10 protein-coding genes are annotated in these 14505 nt (G+C 72.8%); 9 read left to right on the top strand and 1 reads right to left on the bottom strand.

The annotated features are described in order from the left end of the window. The first annotated feature begins 166 nt into the window (after positions 1-166). The 5 genes from HD557_RS14925 to HD557_RS14905 are packed head-to-tail and all read left to right on the top strand — an operon-like array spanning position 167 to position 7304. Positions 167-1657, top strand: a complete 1491-nt coding sequence (locus HD557_RS14925; protein ID WP_196874450.1) for an amino acid permease — start codon at positions 167-169, stop codon at positions 1655-1657. Further along, a complete protein-coding gene (locus HD557_RS14920) occupies positions 1654-2877 on the top strand; it encodes an arginine deiminase (RefSeq protein WP_196874449.1) in 1224 nt (407 codons plus the stop codon). Before HD557_RS14925 ends, HD557_RS14920 begins: the two co-directional genes overlap by 4 nt. Further along, positions 2874-3899 carry an ornithine carbamoyltransferase gene (argF, locus tag HD557_RS14915; protein ID WP_196874448.1) on the top strand — a complete coding sequence of 342 codons (1026 nt, stop codon included), beginning with the start codon at positions 2874-2876 and terminating at the stop codon, positions 3897-3899. Before HD557_RS14920 ends, argF begins: the two co-directional genes overlap by 4 nt. A 23-nt stretch (positions 3900-3922) precedes the next feature. Continuing rightward, positions 3923-4825, top strand: coding sequence for a carbamate kinase (locus HD557_RS14910; protein ID WP_196874447.1), 903 nt, complete (start codon positions 3923-3925; stop codon positions 4823-4825). A gap of 4 nt (positions 4826-4829) precedes the next feature. Next, on the top strand, positions 4830-7304 hold the full coding sequence (locus HD557_RS14905) for a cation-translocating P-type ATPase (protein WP_196874446.1): 2475 nt from the start codon (positions 4830-4832) through the stop codon (positions 7302-7304). Positions 7305-7327: 23 nt separating this feature from the next. On the opposite strand, the gene HD557_RS14900 is transcribed toward HD557_RS14905, so the two are convergent. Next, a complete protein-coding gene (locus HD557_RS14900; RefSeq protein WP_196874445.1) occupies positions 7328-9925 on the bottom strand; it encodes a cation-translocating P-type ATPase in 2598 nt (865 codons plus the stop codon). A 269-nt stretch (positions 9926-10194) separates the two neighbouring features. Here HD557_RS14900 and HD557_RS14895 point away from each other — a divergent pair, with 269 nt between their 5' ends. Genes HD557_RS14895 through HD557_RS14880 form a run of 4 tightly spaced genes read left to right on the top strand, consistent with a single transcriptional unit; the run spans position 10195 to position 14409 of the window. Further along, positions 10195-11082, top strand: a complete 888-nt coding sequence (locus HD557_RS14895; RefSeq protein ID WP_196874444.1) for a universal stress protein — start codon at positions 10195-10197, stop codon at positions 11080-11082. A gap of 2 nt (positions 11083-11084) precedes the next feature. Beyond that, positions 11085-12071: an ABC transporter ATP-binding protein gene (locus HD557_RS14890; protein ID WP_196874443.1), complete on the top strand. Its 987-nt coding sequence runs from the start codon at positions 11085-11087 to the stop codon at positions 12069-12071. Between the two features lie 2 nt (positions 12072-12073). After that, positions 12074-13249 carry an ABC transporter permease gene (locus tag HD557_RS14885; RefSeq protein WP_196874442.1) on the top strand — a complete coding sequence of 392 codons (1176 nt, stop codon included), beginning with the start codon at positions 12074-12076 and terminating at the stop codon, positions 13247-13249. Continuing rightward, positions 13246-14409: an ABC transporter permease gene (locus HD557_RS14880; protein WP_196874441.1), complete on the top strand. Its 1164-nt coding sequence runs from the start codon at positions 13246-13248 to the stop codon at positions 14407-14409. Before HD557_RS14885 ends, HD557_RS14880 begins: the two co-directional genes overlap by 4 nt. Positions 14410-14505 lie beyond the last annotated feature (96 nt).

Genomic DNA, 14505 nt, shown 5'->3' with positions numbered 1-14505 from the left:
TGAGTGGAAGGTCCTGGGTCGGTGAGACCTTCGGCCTGCCGCGGGACCTTCGTCATCCTGTCCACGGACGAACGTCGTCACGGTCAGGACCTGGCGGCACTGCTGCCCGGATCGCGGTCGGCGATGTGCTGGAGCGGTCCGTGATCCCATGACGAAGGAGAGGACCATGTCCCTTCTCGACAGAACCCCGTTCCACCGCGAGACACGTGGTGGCGTCGTCGGCAAGGCGACGCCACCGCCCGTGCCCTCCGACCGACCGGTCCCCGGTGGGGAGACCCCCGCCGGCCAGCTCCGGCTCCCGCATGCGACTGCTCTGGTGATGGGCTCGATCATCGGGGTCGGCGTCTTCAGCCTCCCGTACGCCGTGGCGTCCTACGGCCCGATCAGCCTGGTCGCGATGGCCGTCGCGACGGTCGGCGCCGTCGCCCTCGCGCTGGTGTTCTCCTCCCTCTCCCGCAGGATGCCTGCCGGGGGCGGGCCCTACGCCTACGCGCGCGCCGCCTTCGGCGACGGCTGGGGATTCAGCCAGGCCTGGCTCTACTGGATCACCGCATGGGCGGGCAACGCCGCCATCGCCGTCGGCTGGGTCTTCTACGTCGAGACGTTCCTCAACAAGGGTGGCGCCACCGGGTGGTCGATCGTGATCGCCCTGGCGGGCCTGTGGATCCCCGCGGCGATCAACCTCACCGGCGTACGGTCGATGGGGGTCTTCCAGCTGTGGACGACGGTGCTGAAGTTCGTCCCGCTGGCGCTGATGGCGACCGCCGGGCTCTTCTTCGTCGAGGGCGGCAACTTCACCCCGTGGAACACGAGCGGCGAGACGAGCATCTCGGCGATCGGTGGGGCGATGGCGATCTGCCTGTTCAGCTACCTCGGGCTCGAGACCGCGTCCGTCGCCGCCGCCCAGGTGCGCGATCCCGGCCGCAACGTCCCGCGCGCGACGGTTCTGGGGACCGTCGGCAGTGCGGTGGTCTACCTGCTCTCCCTGGTCGCCGTCTTCGGCATCCTCCCGGCCTCCCAGCTGGCCCAGGACGCCAACCAGGCTTCCTACTCGGCGGCCGCGAACGAGGTCTTCGGTGGCACCGTGGCGGGCAACATCGTCGCCGTCGCCGTGATCATCTCCGGGATCGGCGCCCTCAACGGATGGACCATGATCTGCGCCGAGATGCCGCTCGCCGCCGCCAAGGAGGGCCTGTTCCCGAAGGTCTTCGGCCGGGTCTCCCGCCGTGGTGTGCCGGCCGTCGGGATCATCGCGTCCGCCGCCCTGGCCTCGGTCGCGGTCGTCGTGAGCTATCTCGGTGCCGACGGGGCGACGGTCTTCACGACCCTGGTGCTGATGACCGGTATCACCGCGGCCATCCCGTACGCCTTCTCCGCACTGGCCCAGCTCAAGTGGCGTTGGCAGGACCACCGCCGCGGCCCGACCCCACGCCTGGTCCTCGACCTCGCGGTCGCCGTCGTCGCGCTGGCCATGTCGATCGCGTTCGTCTACTACTCCCGCAACACCGACAACAGCTGGTACGTCGTGTGGGGCCCGTTCCTGATGACCGGTGCCGCCGCGATCCTGGGGGTGCCGGTCTACCTGAGCCAGCGTCGCCGGCTCCAGGCGGCCTCCTCGGGCAGCGACTCGGCGCCGGCGGACGGGAGCGACTCGTGACGCTCCACGTCGACTCCGAGGTCGGGCGCCTGCGCCAGGCCGTCGTGCACCGCCCCGGCCTCGAGCTGAGCCGGCTGACGCCGAGCAACATCGAGCGGCTCCTCTTCGACGACGTCCTGTGGGCCGAGCGCGCCCGTGCCGAGCACGACGGGTTCGTGGCCGCGCTCGAGGCGCACGGGGTCGTGGTCCACCACTTCGCCGACCTGCTGACCGAGGCGCTGGACCAGCCGGGTGCGCGTGAGCTCCTCCAGGAGGAGCTCTCCACCGCGCACCGGTTCGGACCCGCGCTCGACCGGCCTCTCGACGACCTGGTGGCCACCACCCCGGCGGGGGAGCTGGCGACGTACCTGATCGGCGGGGTGCTCAAGTCCGACGTCGCGGACCGGGTGCACGCCAGCAGCCTGCTGCTGGAGTACCTCCGGGACGACGACTTCCTGCTGGCGCCGCTGCCCAACCACCTCTTCCAGCGCGACAACGTGGCCTGGGCGTACGACGCCGTCTCGCTCAACCCGATGGCGAAGCCGGCCAGACGGCGCGAGACGATCAACTCGAAGGTCGTCTACGACTTCCATCCGATGTTCCGGGGTGTGCCGTACCTCTACGGCCACGACGCCCTCGACCACGGCGGCGCGACGCTGGAGGGTGGCGACGTCACCGTCATCGGCAACCGGGCCGTGATGGTCGGCATGGGGGAGCGGTCGACGCCGCAGGGGGTGGAGAACCTGGCTCGCGCGCTGTTCCGGCGCGGCACGGTGGACACCGTGATCGTGGTGGAGCTGCCTCGGGAGCGGGCGTTCATGCACCTCGACACCGCGATGACGATGGTCGACGCCGACGCCTTCTCGGTCTATCCCTACCTTCCCGACCAGCTGCGCTCCTACTCGCTCCACCGCGTGGGGACGGGCGGGGAGTTCAAGCTCGAGGAGAACGACGCGCTGTTCCCGACCGTCGCCGACGTCCTCGGCGTCGAGCGGGTCCGGGTGCTGCGGGCGCCGATCGACCGACTGGGCGCCGAGCGCGAGCAGTGGGACGACGGGAACAACTTCCTCGCCGTCGCACCCGGCGTGGTCGTCGGTTACGAGCGGAACACCACGACCAACGCCTATCTGGCCGACCAGGGCATCGAGGTGGTGCCGATTGTCGGGGAGGAGCTCGGCCGCGGCCGCGGCGGGCCCCGTTGCATGACCTGCCCCATCGAGCGAGAGGCGGTGCCGTCATGACGCTGCTCGTCCCCGACACGACGGCCAGGTCGCTGGCCGGCCGCGACTTCCTCAAGGAGGTCGACCTGACCGTCGAGGAATGGCGCTCGCTGGTCGCGCTGGCCGCGGAGCTCAAGATGGCGCGCCGACTGCCCGGCAGGGCTCCGCGTCTCGCCGGACGCTCGATCGCCCTGCTCTTCGAGAAGTCCTCGACGCGCACCAGGTGCGCGTTCGAGGTGGCTGCCCACGACGAGGGTGCGCACGTGACGTACCTCGACCCGGGGAGCTCGCACCTCGGCCACAAGGAGTCGGTCGCGGACACCGCCCGGGTGCTCAGCCGGTTCTACGACGGCATCGAGTACCGCGGCTCCGACCAGGCGGTGGTGGAGACGCTCGCGGTGTACGCCGACGTGCCGGTGTGGAACGGCCTGACCGACGCCTGGCATCCGACCCAGGCGCTCTGCGACGTGCTCACCATGCTCGAGCACTCGGCCAAGCCCGCGGAGCAGATCACGGTCGCGTACGTCGGTGACGCCCGCAACAACGTCGCCCGCTCGCTCCTCGTGGCCGGCGCCATGATGGGCATGGACGTCCGGATGGTCTCGCCGGCGGAGCTGGCGCCGGGCGCCGACGCGGTGCAGCACGCGGAGCGCATCGCAGCGGTCACCGGGGCGCGCCTGGAGATCACCAGCGACCTCCGCCGTGGCCTCGCCGGCGCCGACTTCGTCCACACCGACGTGTGGGTGTCGATGGGCGAGCCGCCCGAGCTCTGGGACCGGCGGATCGCACTGCTGGCACCGTACGCCGTCGACGACGCGCTGCTCGAGCTCACCGGCAACCCGGAGGTCAGGTTCATGCACTGCCTGCCGGCACTGCACGGGACCGACACCGAGCTCGGCCGCCAGCTGGCGAGCCGGACCGGGCGTACCTCGTTCGAAGTCACCCCGGAGGTGTTCGAGTCGGAGCGCTCGATCGTCTTCGACCAGGCGGAGAACCGTCTGCACACCATCAAGGCCGTGCTCGTCGCGACACTGGCCGGCTGAGCCCGGCCGAGGAGGAGAACCAGATGAGGATCGTCGTCGCCATCGGCGGCAACGCCCTGCTGCGGCGCGGGGAGCGGCCGGACGCCGCGCCCCAGCGCCGGCACGTGGCCGCGGCCGCGGCCGGGCTCGCGGGTCTGGCCCGGGAGCACCAGGTCGTGGTGGTCCACGGCAACGGGCCCCAGGTCGGCCTGCTCGCTCTGGAGAGCGGTGCCGACCCCACCCTGTCCGAGCCCTATCCGCTCGCCGACCTGGTCGCCGAGTCCCAGGGGCTCATCGGGCTCTGGCTCCAGCAGGCGCTCCTGGACGAGGGGATCGGCAGCGTGGTGACGCTGGTCAGCCAGACGGTGGTCGATCCCGAGGACCCGGCGTTCCAGGAGCCGACCAAGTTCATCGGCCAGGTCTACGACGAGCCGACGGCCCGAAGCCTCGCGGACCGGTACGGCTGGACCGTGCGGCCCGACGGCGGTGGCTGGCGACGGGTCGTGGCCTCCCCGGCTCCCCGGGACATCGTCGAGCTGCCCGTCGCCGAGCGCCTCCTCGACGCCGGCGTCACGGTCGTGCTCGCAGGTGGCGGTGGAGTCCCGGTCGCGGACCGCGACCACCGCCGCTACCAGAGCATCGACGCGGTCGTCGACAAGGACCACGCGGCCGCCCTGGCGGCGGAGGCGCTCGGGGCCGACCTGCTGCTCGTCCTGACCGACGTCGAAGGCGTGATCCGGGACTTCGGCGGTCCCGCCGAGAAGGTGCTGCGCGAGGTGAGCGTCGCCGAGCTGTCCGCGATGCGGTTCCCGGCAGGGTCGATGGGGCCGAAGGTGGCCGCCGTCTGCGCCTTCACCCGGTCGACCGGCCGCCGCTCGGCGATCGGCTCCCTCGACGAGATCAACGGCGTGCTCGCCGGCACGTCGGGCACCCAGGTGCGGAGCTAGGCCGGTGCCGTCACGTACTGACCTGGAATCCGGTGGGCTCACGACGGCAGAGGCGGCGCTCCGGCTGGAGCAGGACGGGCCCAACGCGGTGCCGGCTCCGCCGCCGACCACGCTGGCCGCCCGGGTGCTGACGCAGCTGCGGGACCCGATGATCCTGCTGCTCGGTGCTGCGTTCGTGGTGGTCCTCGGCCTCGGGGACGTGCCGGACGCGAGCATCATCGCGGTCGTGGTGCTGGTCAACACCGCCATCGGGGTGGTGCAGGAACGGCGGGCCGAGCAGGCCATGGCGGCCCTGGGCCGGATGGCCGCCCCGCGCGCCCGCGTGCTCAGGGACGGCCGGGTGAGCGACATCGAGGCGGCCGAGCTGGTCAAGGGCGATGTCGTACGTCTCGAGGCGGGTGACGTCGTGCCGGCCGACCTGGTGGCCGAGGAGGCGGTGGGCCTCGGGGTCGACGAGTCGTCGATGACCGGGGAGTCCGTGCCGGTCAGGCGCGTGACCGGGGAGGAGCTCCTCTCCGGGACCGTCGTCACCAAGGGGCGCGGCTGGGGCGTGGTCGAGAGGATCGGCTCCGAGAGCGGCCTCGGCCGGATCGCGGCGCTCATCGCGACCACCAGGACCGAGCCGACACCCCTCCAGGCCAGGCTCCGGCGGCTCTCCCGCCAGCTGGTCGTGGCCACCGCCGCCATCGCGCTCCTCGTCCTGGTGCTCTCCGTGCTCCGCGGCGTCTCGTTCGGTGAGGCGCTGATCCTCGCGGTCAGCCTGGCGGTCGCCGCCATCCCCGAGTCGTTGCCCGCGGTCGTCTCCGTCGCGCTGGCGCTGGGCGCCCACCGGATGGCGAAGCAGTCCGCGATCGTGCGCTGGCTCCCGGCGGTCGAGACGCTCGGCTCCGTGACGGTGCTCGCCTCGGACAAGACCGGCACCCTCACCGAGGGCCGGATGAGCGTGCAGCGGATCTGGACGCCGGAGGCCGTCGACGAGGCGGCGCTGCTCAGGGACGTGGTGCTGTGCAACGACGCCCGGCTGACCGGGCCGGCGACGGACCGGACCCTGATCGGCGAGCCGATGGAGGCCGCCCTGCTGCTGGCCGCCGCCGACCGGCAGGTCGAGACCGCGGAGCTGCGTCGCAGGTGGACCCGGGTCGACGAGGTGCCGTTCGAGAGCGAGACCCGCCACATGGTCACCGTGGACCGGGCCGCGGACGGCACGGTGCTGGAGGTCGTCAAGGGCGCTCCCGAGGTGGTGCTGAGCATGCTCCCGGAGGGCCTGGAGCGGAGCCGCGGAGCCGCGGTCGCCGAGGATCTGGCCGGAGCGGGATTCCGGGTGCTGGCGGTGGCACACCGGTCGTGGCGACCGCCGAGCGAGCCGCCGGAGTCTCTCCTGCTCGTCGGGCTCGTCGGCATCACCGACCCGCCCCGTACGGATGCCGCTGCGGTGGTGGCCGACTGCCGTGATGCGGGGATCCGGACCGTCCTCATCACCGGCGACCATCCCGCGACGGCCGGTGCCGTCGCCCGCGACGTCGGCATCCTCGCCGTGGGCGAGGTGACGCACGACGACGTGATGGACGGTGCGGCCGTGGATCGTGGTGAGCACCGCGAGGCGGTCGATCGGGTCCATGTCTACGCCCGGACCCGGCCGGAGCAGAAGGTCGACATCCTCGACGCGCTGAAGGCCCGCGGCCACGTGGTCGCGATGACCGGTGACGGCGTCAACGACGGCCCCGCCCTCCGCCGCGCCGACATCGGGGTGGCGATGGGCAAGCGCGGCACCGAGGTGGCGCGGCAGGCCGCGGACGTGGTGCTGGCCGACGACAACCTCCGCACCCTGGTCGTCGCGGTGGGCGAGGGCAGGCGCGTGTACGCCAACATCCGTACGTTCCTGCGCTACGGCCTCGCCGGCGGGCTGGCCGAGGTGCTGGTGATCCTGCTCGGCCCGTTCCTCGGCCTGGCGTTCCCGTTGGGCGCCGGACAGATCCTGTGGATCAACATGCTCACCCACGGCGTACCCGGTGTCGCGTTCGGCGGCGAACCGCTCGACCGCCAGGACATGAGGCGTCCCTCGCCGTCCCCGCAACGCTCGGTGCTCGGCGGCGGCCTGGCCCGCCAGATCGTCACGTCCGGGCTCCTCATCGCCGTGGTCAGCCTCGTCGCGGGCCTGCTGGCCCAGCGCCTGGGATGGCATGTTCAGTCCGCCGTGTTCCTCACGCTCGGGGCGGCCCAGCTCGGCCTGGCCATCGCGCTGCGGGCGCCTCGGAAGGGCTGGACCCTGGCGGGACGGGGCATCGAGGTCGCGGTGCTGATCGCGCTGCTGCTTCAGCTGTCGGCGGTGTGGTTCGGTCCGCTCCGGGCTCTGCTGGGGACGGAGGTCCTCGAGCCACGGGCCCAGCTGACGCTTCTCGCGCTGGCCTGCCTGCCCGGCCTCGTGGTCGCGGCCGGCCGGGTGGCCGGACGGTTGGCCCGGCGTCGCCACGAGGGCTGACCGAAGCACGTCGGAGCGGTTCCTCAGCTCCTGGTCGCCCGGCGGCGGGCGTGACGCCACGCCTTGTGGAGCCAGTCGCCGAGCAGCAGGAGGAGCCCGCCGCCGAGCGCCCACAACCAGCCCTGCGCCGACGGCCAGCTGCCGCCGAGCATCTCGGCCAGCCAGGGCAGGCCGAGGAAGGCGGCGAGCAGCACCAGCTCGACCGCGACGGCGGTCGAGACCAGCGGGTTGCGGCGCGGATCGATGCGCCACGCCGGCCGCGACTCGCTCCGGCAGGCGAACGCGTTGGCGACCTGGGCGACCGCGATCACCGCGAACGCCGTCCCCGAGGCGCGCGCGAGCACGGTGGCGTCCGGAGTCTCCCCGAGCGACCAGCCCCCGCCGGTCAGCACCCAGAGGAAGGCGGCGACGGCGACAGCGGCCTCGATGGGCCCGAGCACCAGGAACGCCCGGCGCAGCACCGAGCCGCTGGCCACCCGCTCCCGGCGCCGAGGACCGTCCATCGTGCGCCTGCTCGGCGGCTCGGCACCGAGCGCGAGAGCGGGAAGCATGTCGGTGCCGATGTCCAGGGCGAGGATCTGGAGCACCCCGAGCGCGGCCGGGATCGAGCCGCCCGACAGCGCCCAGACCGCGAACGGCGCCAGCTCGGCCACGTTGTCGGTCAGGTGGAAGGTCAGGAACCGGCGGATGTTCGCGTACGTCGCCCGGCCCAGCTCGATCGCCTTGACGATGGTCGCGAAGTGGTCGTCGAGCAGCACCAGGTCGGCGGCGTCGCGAGCCACGTCGCTGCCACCGAGCCCCATCGCCACCCCGACGTCCGCGCCACGCAGCGCGGCGGCGTCGTTGACCCCGTCGCCGGTCATCGCGACCACATGGCCGTGCAGCCGCAGCGCGTTCGCGATCCGGAGCTTGTCGGCCGGGGTGACCCGGGCGACGACCGCGCCGCGGGGGTCGTCGAGCAGGTCCGCCAGCGCCTTGTCGTCGGACGGCAGCCGGTCGCCCTCGACGACGACACCGCCGGGTCGCAGGAGGTCCACCTCGGTGGCGATCGCGGCCGCGGTCCGGGCGTTGTCGCCGGTCATCATGGCCACCCGGATGCCTGCGGTGCGGCACGACTCCAGGGCCTCGCGTACGCCGTCACGCGGAGGGTCCTCGATGGCCAGCAGCGCCAGCAGCTCCAGGGGCTGGTCGAGGAGTCCGGCGAGCTCGTCGGCGGTGGCGGGCGGCCGCGGGGAGCGGGACCGGGCCACGGCGACCACGCGCCGGCCCTCGTCGGCGTACGCGTCGAGGACCGTCGTGGCGGCCGCGGCGGCCTCCCCGCATCCGGGCAGGATCCGCTCCGGAGCCCCGAGGAAGTAGCTCCGCTCCTCGATCACGGCGGCGCTGAACCGTCGCTCGGTGACGAACGGGACCCGGATCGCCGGATCCGGGGCGTCGCTCCCCAGTCGGGCGGCCGCGACGTCGATGGCGACCTCCATCGGGTCGCCCGCGGGCCGCCAGACCTCGTCCGCGAGGACGGCCCGCCCGGTGACGCAGGCACGTGCCGCGCCGGCGGCCTCGGCGGCCACGCGTACGGCGGCCGGCTCGCCGGAGACGGTGCCCTCGGGGTCGTAGCCCTCCCCGCCGGGGACGGCACACCCCTCCGGGGTCCAGACCTCCACCACGGTCATCTCGTTGCGGGTGAGCGTGCCGGTCTTGTCGGTGCAGATGAACGTGGTGGACCCCAGCGTCTCGACCGCCTCCAGATGCCGGACCAGGGCCTTGCTCTCCGCCATCCGCTGCGCGCCGCGGGCCAGGGACAGGGTCACCGTGGGCAGCAGCCCCTCGGGAACGAGGGCGACGCTGACGCCGACGGCGAACAGCAGGGCGCCGGTGACGGTGCCGCCGAGCAGCAACGAGACCACGCCGAGGACGATCCCCACGGTCAGCGCGACGGCGGCGATGATCCTGACCAGCCGGTCGAGCTCCCGGTCCAGCGGGCTCGGCGGCCGATGGGCGCCGGAGATGAGGCCGGCGACCGAGGCGACCTCCGTCCGCGCGCCCGTGGCCGTGACCAGGACCCGCCCGCTGCCCTGGACCAGGAACGTGGCGGCGCGGACGACCGTTCCCGCCGGCTTGTGCACCGGCACGCTCTCGCCGGTCAGCATCGACTCGTCGACCGTGACCTCCTCGCTGCGCAGCAGCGTGCCGTCGGCGGGCACCCTGTCGCCGGCCTCGAGCAGGACGACGTCGCCCGGCACCACCTCGGTCGCCGGAACCTCCTCCGTGCGGCCGTCGCGGACGACCCGGGTGTTGGCCGGCATCAGGGAGCCGAGCTTCTGCGCGGCCTGGTCGGCGCGGTGCTCCTGGGCGTACGCGAAGACGCCGTTGAGCAGGACGATGACCGCGATGGCCAGCGCCAGGGTCGGCATACCGGCGAGCAGCGCGAGGCCGGCGGCGCCCCACAGCAGCACGGCGAAGAAGTGGGTGAGCTGCGCGACCAGGAGACGCCACCACGGGCGTCGCGGCGGCCGTGGCAGCTCGTTCGGCCCGATCCGGGCCAGCAGGTCCGCAGCAGCAGTGGACGTGAGACCGTCCCGTTCGTCGTCGAGGACGTCGCCCTCGGCCTGTCCAGCGGTCAAGGTCTCCTCCTTCGTGGGATCTCGTTCGAGCCCCTCGCCCGACTCTTGCCGACACCGGCGTCGTGCCGCAGGTCCATAGGTCCTCCGGCGGGCGGACGTCCGTCCCGCCGCCGCGCACACGGGCGACCGGGCCGACCCCGCCGACCCCGCCGACCTTGCCGACCTCCGTGGACCTAGGTCCTCGGCTCGGAGCACCGATGGCCCTGATGCGATTCATCGGACCCGGCGAGATTGGAGGCACCAACGCGCACCGAGTCCCAGGAGGGAACATGTCCATGCACGACCGGATCCTGGTCGGTATCGACGGGGGAGAGGGCGGTCGAGCGGCGATCGGCTACGCCGCGGACGAGGCCCGCCGCAGCGGCGCGGACCTGTGGCTCGTCCACGTGGTCGACCTGGCGGTCGCCACGGGCGTCTTCTACCCGTACGGCTACTCAGGCCTGGCGAACCAGATACGTGACGCCGGGCTGACCGCTCTGGCCCGCGCGGAGAAGGAGGCCGCCGAGCTCATCGGCGCCGACCGCGTCTCGACGACGCTCCGCGACGGTGCGGTGGTGACCGAGCTCGTCCACGCCGCCGGCGACTCCACGCTGGTGGTCCTGGGAGACGAACGCCACCACAGTCTGGCCCGGGTCGTGACCGGTTCGGTGACCGGCCGGGTCGCATCGCGGGCACCGGTTCCTGTCGTGGTCGTTCCGACCGCGCCTCAGGCCGCCCCGAACACGGGCACCGTGTTCGTCGCCGTCGCCGACTGCGATGCCTCCACCGAGCTCGTCGCCCGTGGGCTGCAGGAGGCCCGCGACCGCGCCAGCGACCTCGTGCTCGTCCATGCGTGGGAGGTGCCGGCCGTCTACTACGAGACCACGCTGGGGCAGCTCGACGCGGCGGGCTGGGAGGCGGATGCCCGGCACCGGCTGATGCGGACCCTGGACCGGGCCTGCGGCACGGTTCCCGGCGCCGCCGGGGTCGACGTGTGGATCGAGATCCGCCGGGGTCAGCCCGCCCGGGTGGTCAAGGAGGCGGCGAAGGAGGCGGCCCTGCTGATCATCGGCCGACGCGGGCACGCGTTCCCGTTGCGCCGTCTGGGCGGGACCGGCCATGCCCTGCTGCGAGAGCTCGGCTGCCCCGTCCAGGTGGTTCCGCCGGCCGCAGAGTAGTCATGAACGTCGAGACCGCCGCGCTGCGCGCGGCCGACGCCACGTCGCCGACGGCGGGTGATGTGCTCAGGTGCACCGACCTGCGCCGGTCCTTCGGGTCGGTCAAGGCGGTGGACGGCATCTCGTTCCGGATCGGCAGCGGCGAGACGTACGGCCTCCTCGGGCCCAACGGGGCCGGGAAGACGACCATCATCTCGATGGTCTCGGGGGTCTTGGAGGCCGACTCCGGCTCGGTGCAGGTCGACGGTGTCGAGATGCATCCCGGTGCGCTCGCGGCCAAGGCGGCCATCGGGTACGTGCCCCAGGACGTCGCGCTCTACCCGGATCTGACCGGTCGGGAGAACCTGCTCTTCTTCGCGTCGCTGTACCGGATAGGCCGACGTCAGGCCCGCGACCGGGTCGCGGAGGTCCTCGACGTCGTCGGCCTGACCGAGCGCGCGGGCGAACGCGTCGAGAAGTACTCCGGCGGCATGAAGCGCCGGCTCAACATCGCGGTCGGCCTGATCCACCGGCCACGCCTGCTGGTGCTCGACGAGCCCACGGTCGGAGTCGACCCGCAGAGCCGGAACGCGATCCTGAGCAGCGTCGAGCGGCTCAGCAGCGAGGGCATGGGCGTGCTCTACACGACCCACTACATGGAGGAGGCGGAGCGACTCTGCGACCGGGTCGCGATCATGGACCTCGGGCGGCTGATCGCCGAAGGGACGCCGCGGCAGCTGACCGCACAGCTCGGCGATGCCGAGCACATCCGGCTCACCCTCGACGGCGACCCCGCCCGCGCCGTCGCGGCACTGCGTGAGCTCGCGCCCGTCACCGGCGTGACCGGGACGGGCGACGTGGTCGACGTGCTCGTGCCGGATGCCGAGTCGACGCTCCCGCGGGTGATCCAGGTCGCCGCCGGCCACGCGACCGTGCGCTCGGCCACGGTGGAGGAACCGGACCTCGAGACGGTCTTCCTCCGTCTCACCGGCAAGCGGCTGCGGGACTGACCATGCATCCCAGCCTGCTGATCGCGGCCAAGGATCTGAGACAGCGCGCCCGCGACCGCTCCGCCTTCCTGCTCGCGATCGTGGTGCCGTTCACGCTCGCGGCCATCTTCAGCCTGCTGTTCGGGCCTGCGGCGACACCGCGAGCCTTCGAGTACGCCGTCGTCGACCAGGACCGCAGCGCCGTCTCCCGGGCCTTCACCGAGGAGGTTCTCGGCGCCTTGCAGGAGCAGGGCGTCGCGGCGGTGAGCGAGCTCGACGAGGATGAGGCCCGCGCCGGTGTCCGTGACGGCGATCTGGACGCGGCGTTCGTGCTGCCGCGGGGTTTCGCCGCGGACGTCGCGAGCCCCCGTCCCGCCGAGCTGCGCGTGGTGGGCAGCGCCGACGCGCCGACGGCGACCGTGGTGGCGCGCTCGGTGGCTCGGTCCTACGTCGGAGGCCTCGACGCGGTACGCGTGGCGGTCGCAGCGGTCGGCGCGTCCCGGCCGGGACTGACCCCCGCCGAGATCGAGCGGGTCGCGCAGGAGACGGTGCACGGTGTCCCTCCCGTGGCGCTCGAGGATGCCTCGGCGACCGCTCGGGTGCTCGACGTCAAGACGTACTTCGCGGCAGCGATGGCGGTCTTCTTCCTGCTGTTCACGGTGCAGTTCGGCGTCTCCTCGCTGATCGACGAGCGCGGCGAGGGCACCCTGGCCCGCCTGCTGGCGGCACCGGTGCCGCCATGGGCGATCCTCGTCGGGAAGCTGCTCACCAGCGTCGTCCTCGGCATCGTCAGCCTCACGGTCCTGATGGTGGCCAGCGCACTCATGCTCGGCGCCGACTGGGGTGATCCGCTCGGCGTGGGACTCCTGGTCCTCGCCGGCGTACTGGCCGGCACCGGCATCACCTCCGTCATCGCGTCGCTGGCGAGAACCTCCGAGCAGGCGGGCACCTGGCAGGCCGTCGTCGCGGTCACCCTCGGCCTTCTCGGCGGCTCGTTCTTCCCGGTGCAGCAAGGAGGCGAGCTGATCGCGAACCTCAGCCTGGTGACACCCCACGCCTGGTTCCTCGGCGGTCTGGGCGACCTCGCCGGCGGTGGCGGGGCGGAGCAGGCACTCCCGTCCGTCGCGGCACTGCTGGGCATGGCGGCGGTCACGATGGGGATCGCGCTGCTGCGGATCAGGAAGGTGGTGGCGCCATGACCGCGATCACGATCGCCTGGACGAACCTGCGTCGCTCCCTGAAGGACCGCACCAACGCCTTCTTCTTCGTGCTCTTCCCGCTGCTGATGATCACCGTGCTGGGCATCGCGTTCGGCGGCGACTACGAGCCCCGCGTCGGGGTGGCCCAGCCGGCCGCGGGGGCGCTCTCCGGCGACCTGGTGGCCGCCCTCGAGGACGCCGAGGGCATCGACGTACGTCGTTTCGAGAGCCGCGCCGAGGCGGTCGAAGCGGTCGAGGAGGGCGGCCTCGAAGCAGCGGTCGTCGTCCCGGAGGCGTACGACGACCGGGTCGAGGGCGGGCGGGACACCACGGTCGAGTACCTCTCGCGGTCCGACCGGAGCGCCCAGCAGATCGGCATGATCGTCCGGGCCGTCGTCGACGACCAAGCAGGGCGGTACCGAGTGGCCAGAACCTTGCAGCACGAGCTCGGCGGCGAGTTCCGGGCGAACCTCGTCCGTGGGGACGCGTTCGCGGGCCGGGTCGCCGACGTCGCGGTGTCGACCACCACGGTCGGGTCCGCGCCGCTTCCCGAGGATCTGGGCCGCTTCGACCTCGGCGCGAGCAGCCAGCTGCTGCTGTTCACGTTCGTCACGTCGATGACGACGGCGGCGTCGCTGATCGAGACCAGGCGGCTCGGCGTCGCCCGCCGGATGTTCGCCACCCCCACCCGGGTCGCGACCATCGTCGCGGGGGAGGCTCTCGGACGCATCGCGATCGCGGTCGTCCAGGGCCTCGTCATCATGATCGGTGCCGCCCTGCTGTTCGGTGTCTCGTGGGGCGCCCCGATCGCCGCGGCGCTGATGATGCTGCTGTTCGCGACCGTCGCCGGGGGAGCGGGCATGGTGCTCGGAGCAGCCGCCACGAACGCCCAGCAGTCCACCGCGGTCGGCCTGCTGGCCGGCCTGGGCATCTCCGCCCTGGGCGGCTCCATGATGCCGCTGGAGTTCTACTCGCCCACGATGCTCACCATCGCCCACCTGACGCCGCACGCGTGGGCCGCCGACGGCTTCGCGACGCTGGTACGCCACGACGGCACCGTCCTCGACGTCCTCCCGCAGCTGGGCGTGCTCGCCGGGTTCGCCGCGGCCCTCTTCGGCATCGGCTCGTGGGCGCTCCGCCGCCGGATCCTCACCGGGTGAGCGTCCGGGACGAAGGGCCCGACGCGTCCGGACTCACTTCTCTCACGGTCGAGGAGCGGCGGCGGTTGGCTGGTGGTCATGGTGCAGAGACCGACA

The organism is Nocardioides luteus (genome assembly GCF_015752315.1).
Lineage (GTDB): Bacteria > Actinomycetota > Actinomycetes > Propionibacteriales > Nocardioidaceae > Nocardioides.
The sequence above is the reverse complement of the archived record's forward strand: the minus strand, read 5'-3'. Positions and strand labels throughout refer to the sequence as shown.

Excerpts from the sequence above, each read along its gene's own strand:
- HD557_RS14925 (WP_196874450.1), top strand. The coding sequence starts at position 167 with ATGTCCCTTCTCGACAGAACCCCGTTCCACCGCGAGACACGTGGTGGC.
- argF (WP_196874448.1), top strand. The coding sequence starts at position 2,874 with ATGACGCTGCTCGTCCCCGACACGACGGCCAGGTCGCTGGCCGGCCGC.
- HD557_RS14910 (WP_196874447.1), top strand. The coding sequence starts at position 3,923 with ATGAGGATCGTCGTCGCCATCGGCGGCAACGCCCTGCTGCGGCGCGGG.
- HD557_RS14895 (WP_196874444.1), top strand. The coding sequence starts at position 10,195 with ATGTCCATGCACGACCGGATCCTGGTCGGTATCGACGGGGGAGAGGGC.
- HD557_RS14890 (WP_196874443.1), top strand. The coding sequence starts at position 11,085 with ATGAACGTCGAGACCGCCGCGCTGCGCGCGGCCGACGCCACGTCGCCG.
- HD557_RS14885 (WP_196874442.1), top strand. The coding sequence starts at position 12,074 with ATGCATCCCAGCCTGCTGATCGCGGCCAAGGATCTGAGACAGCGCGCC.
- HD557_RS14880 (WP_196874441.1), top strand. The coding sequence starts at position 13,246 with ATGACCGCGATCACGATCGCCTGGACGAACCTGCGTCGCTCCCTGAAG.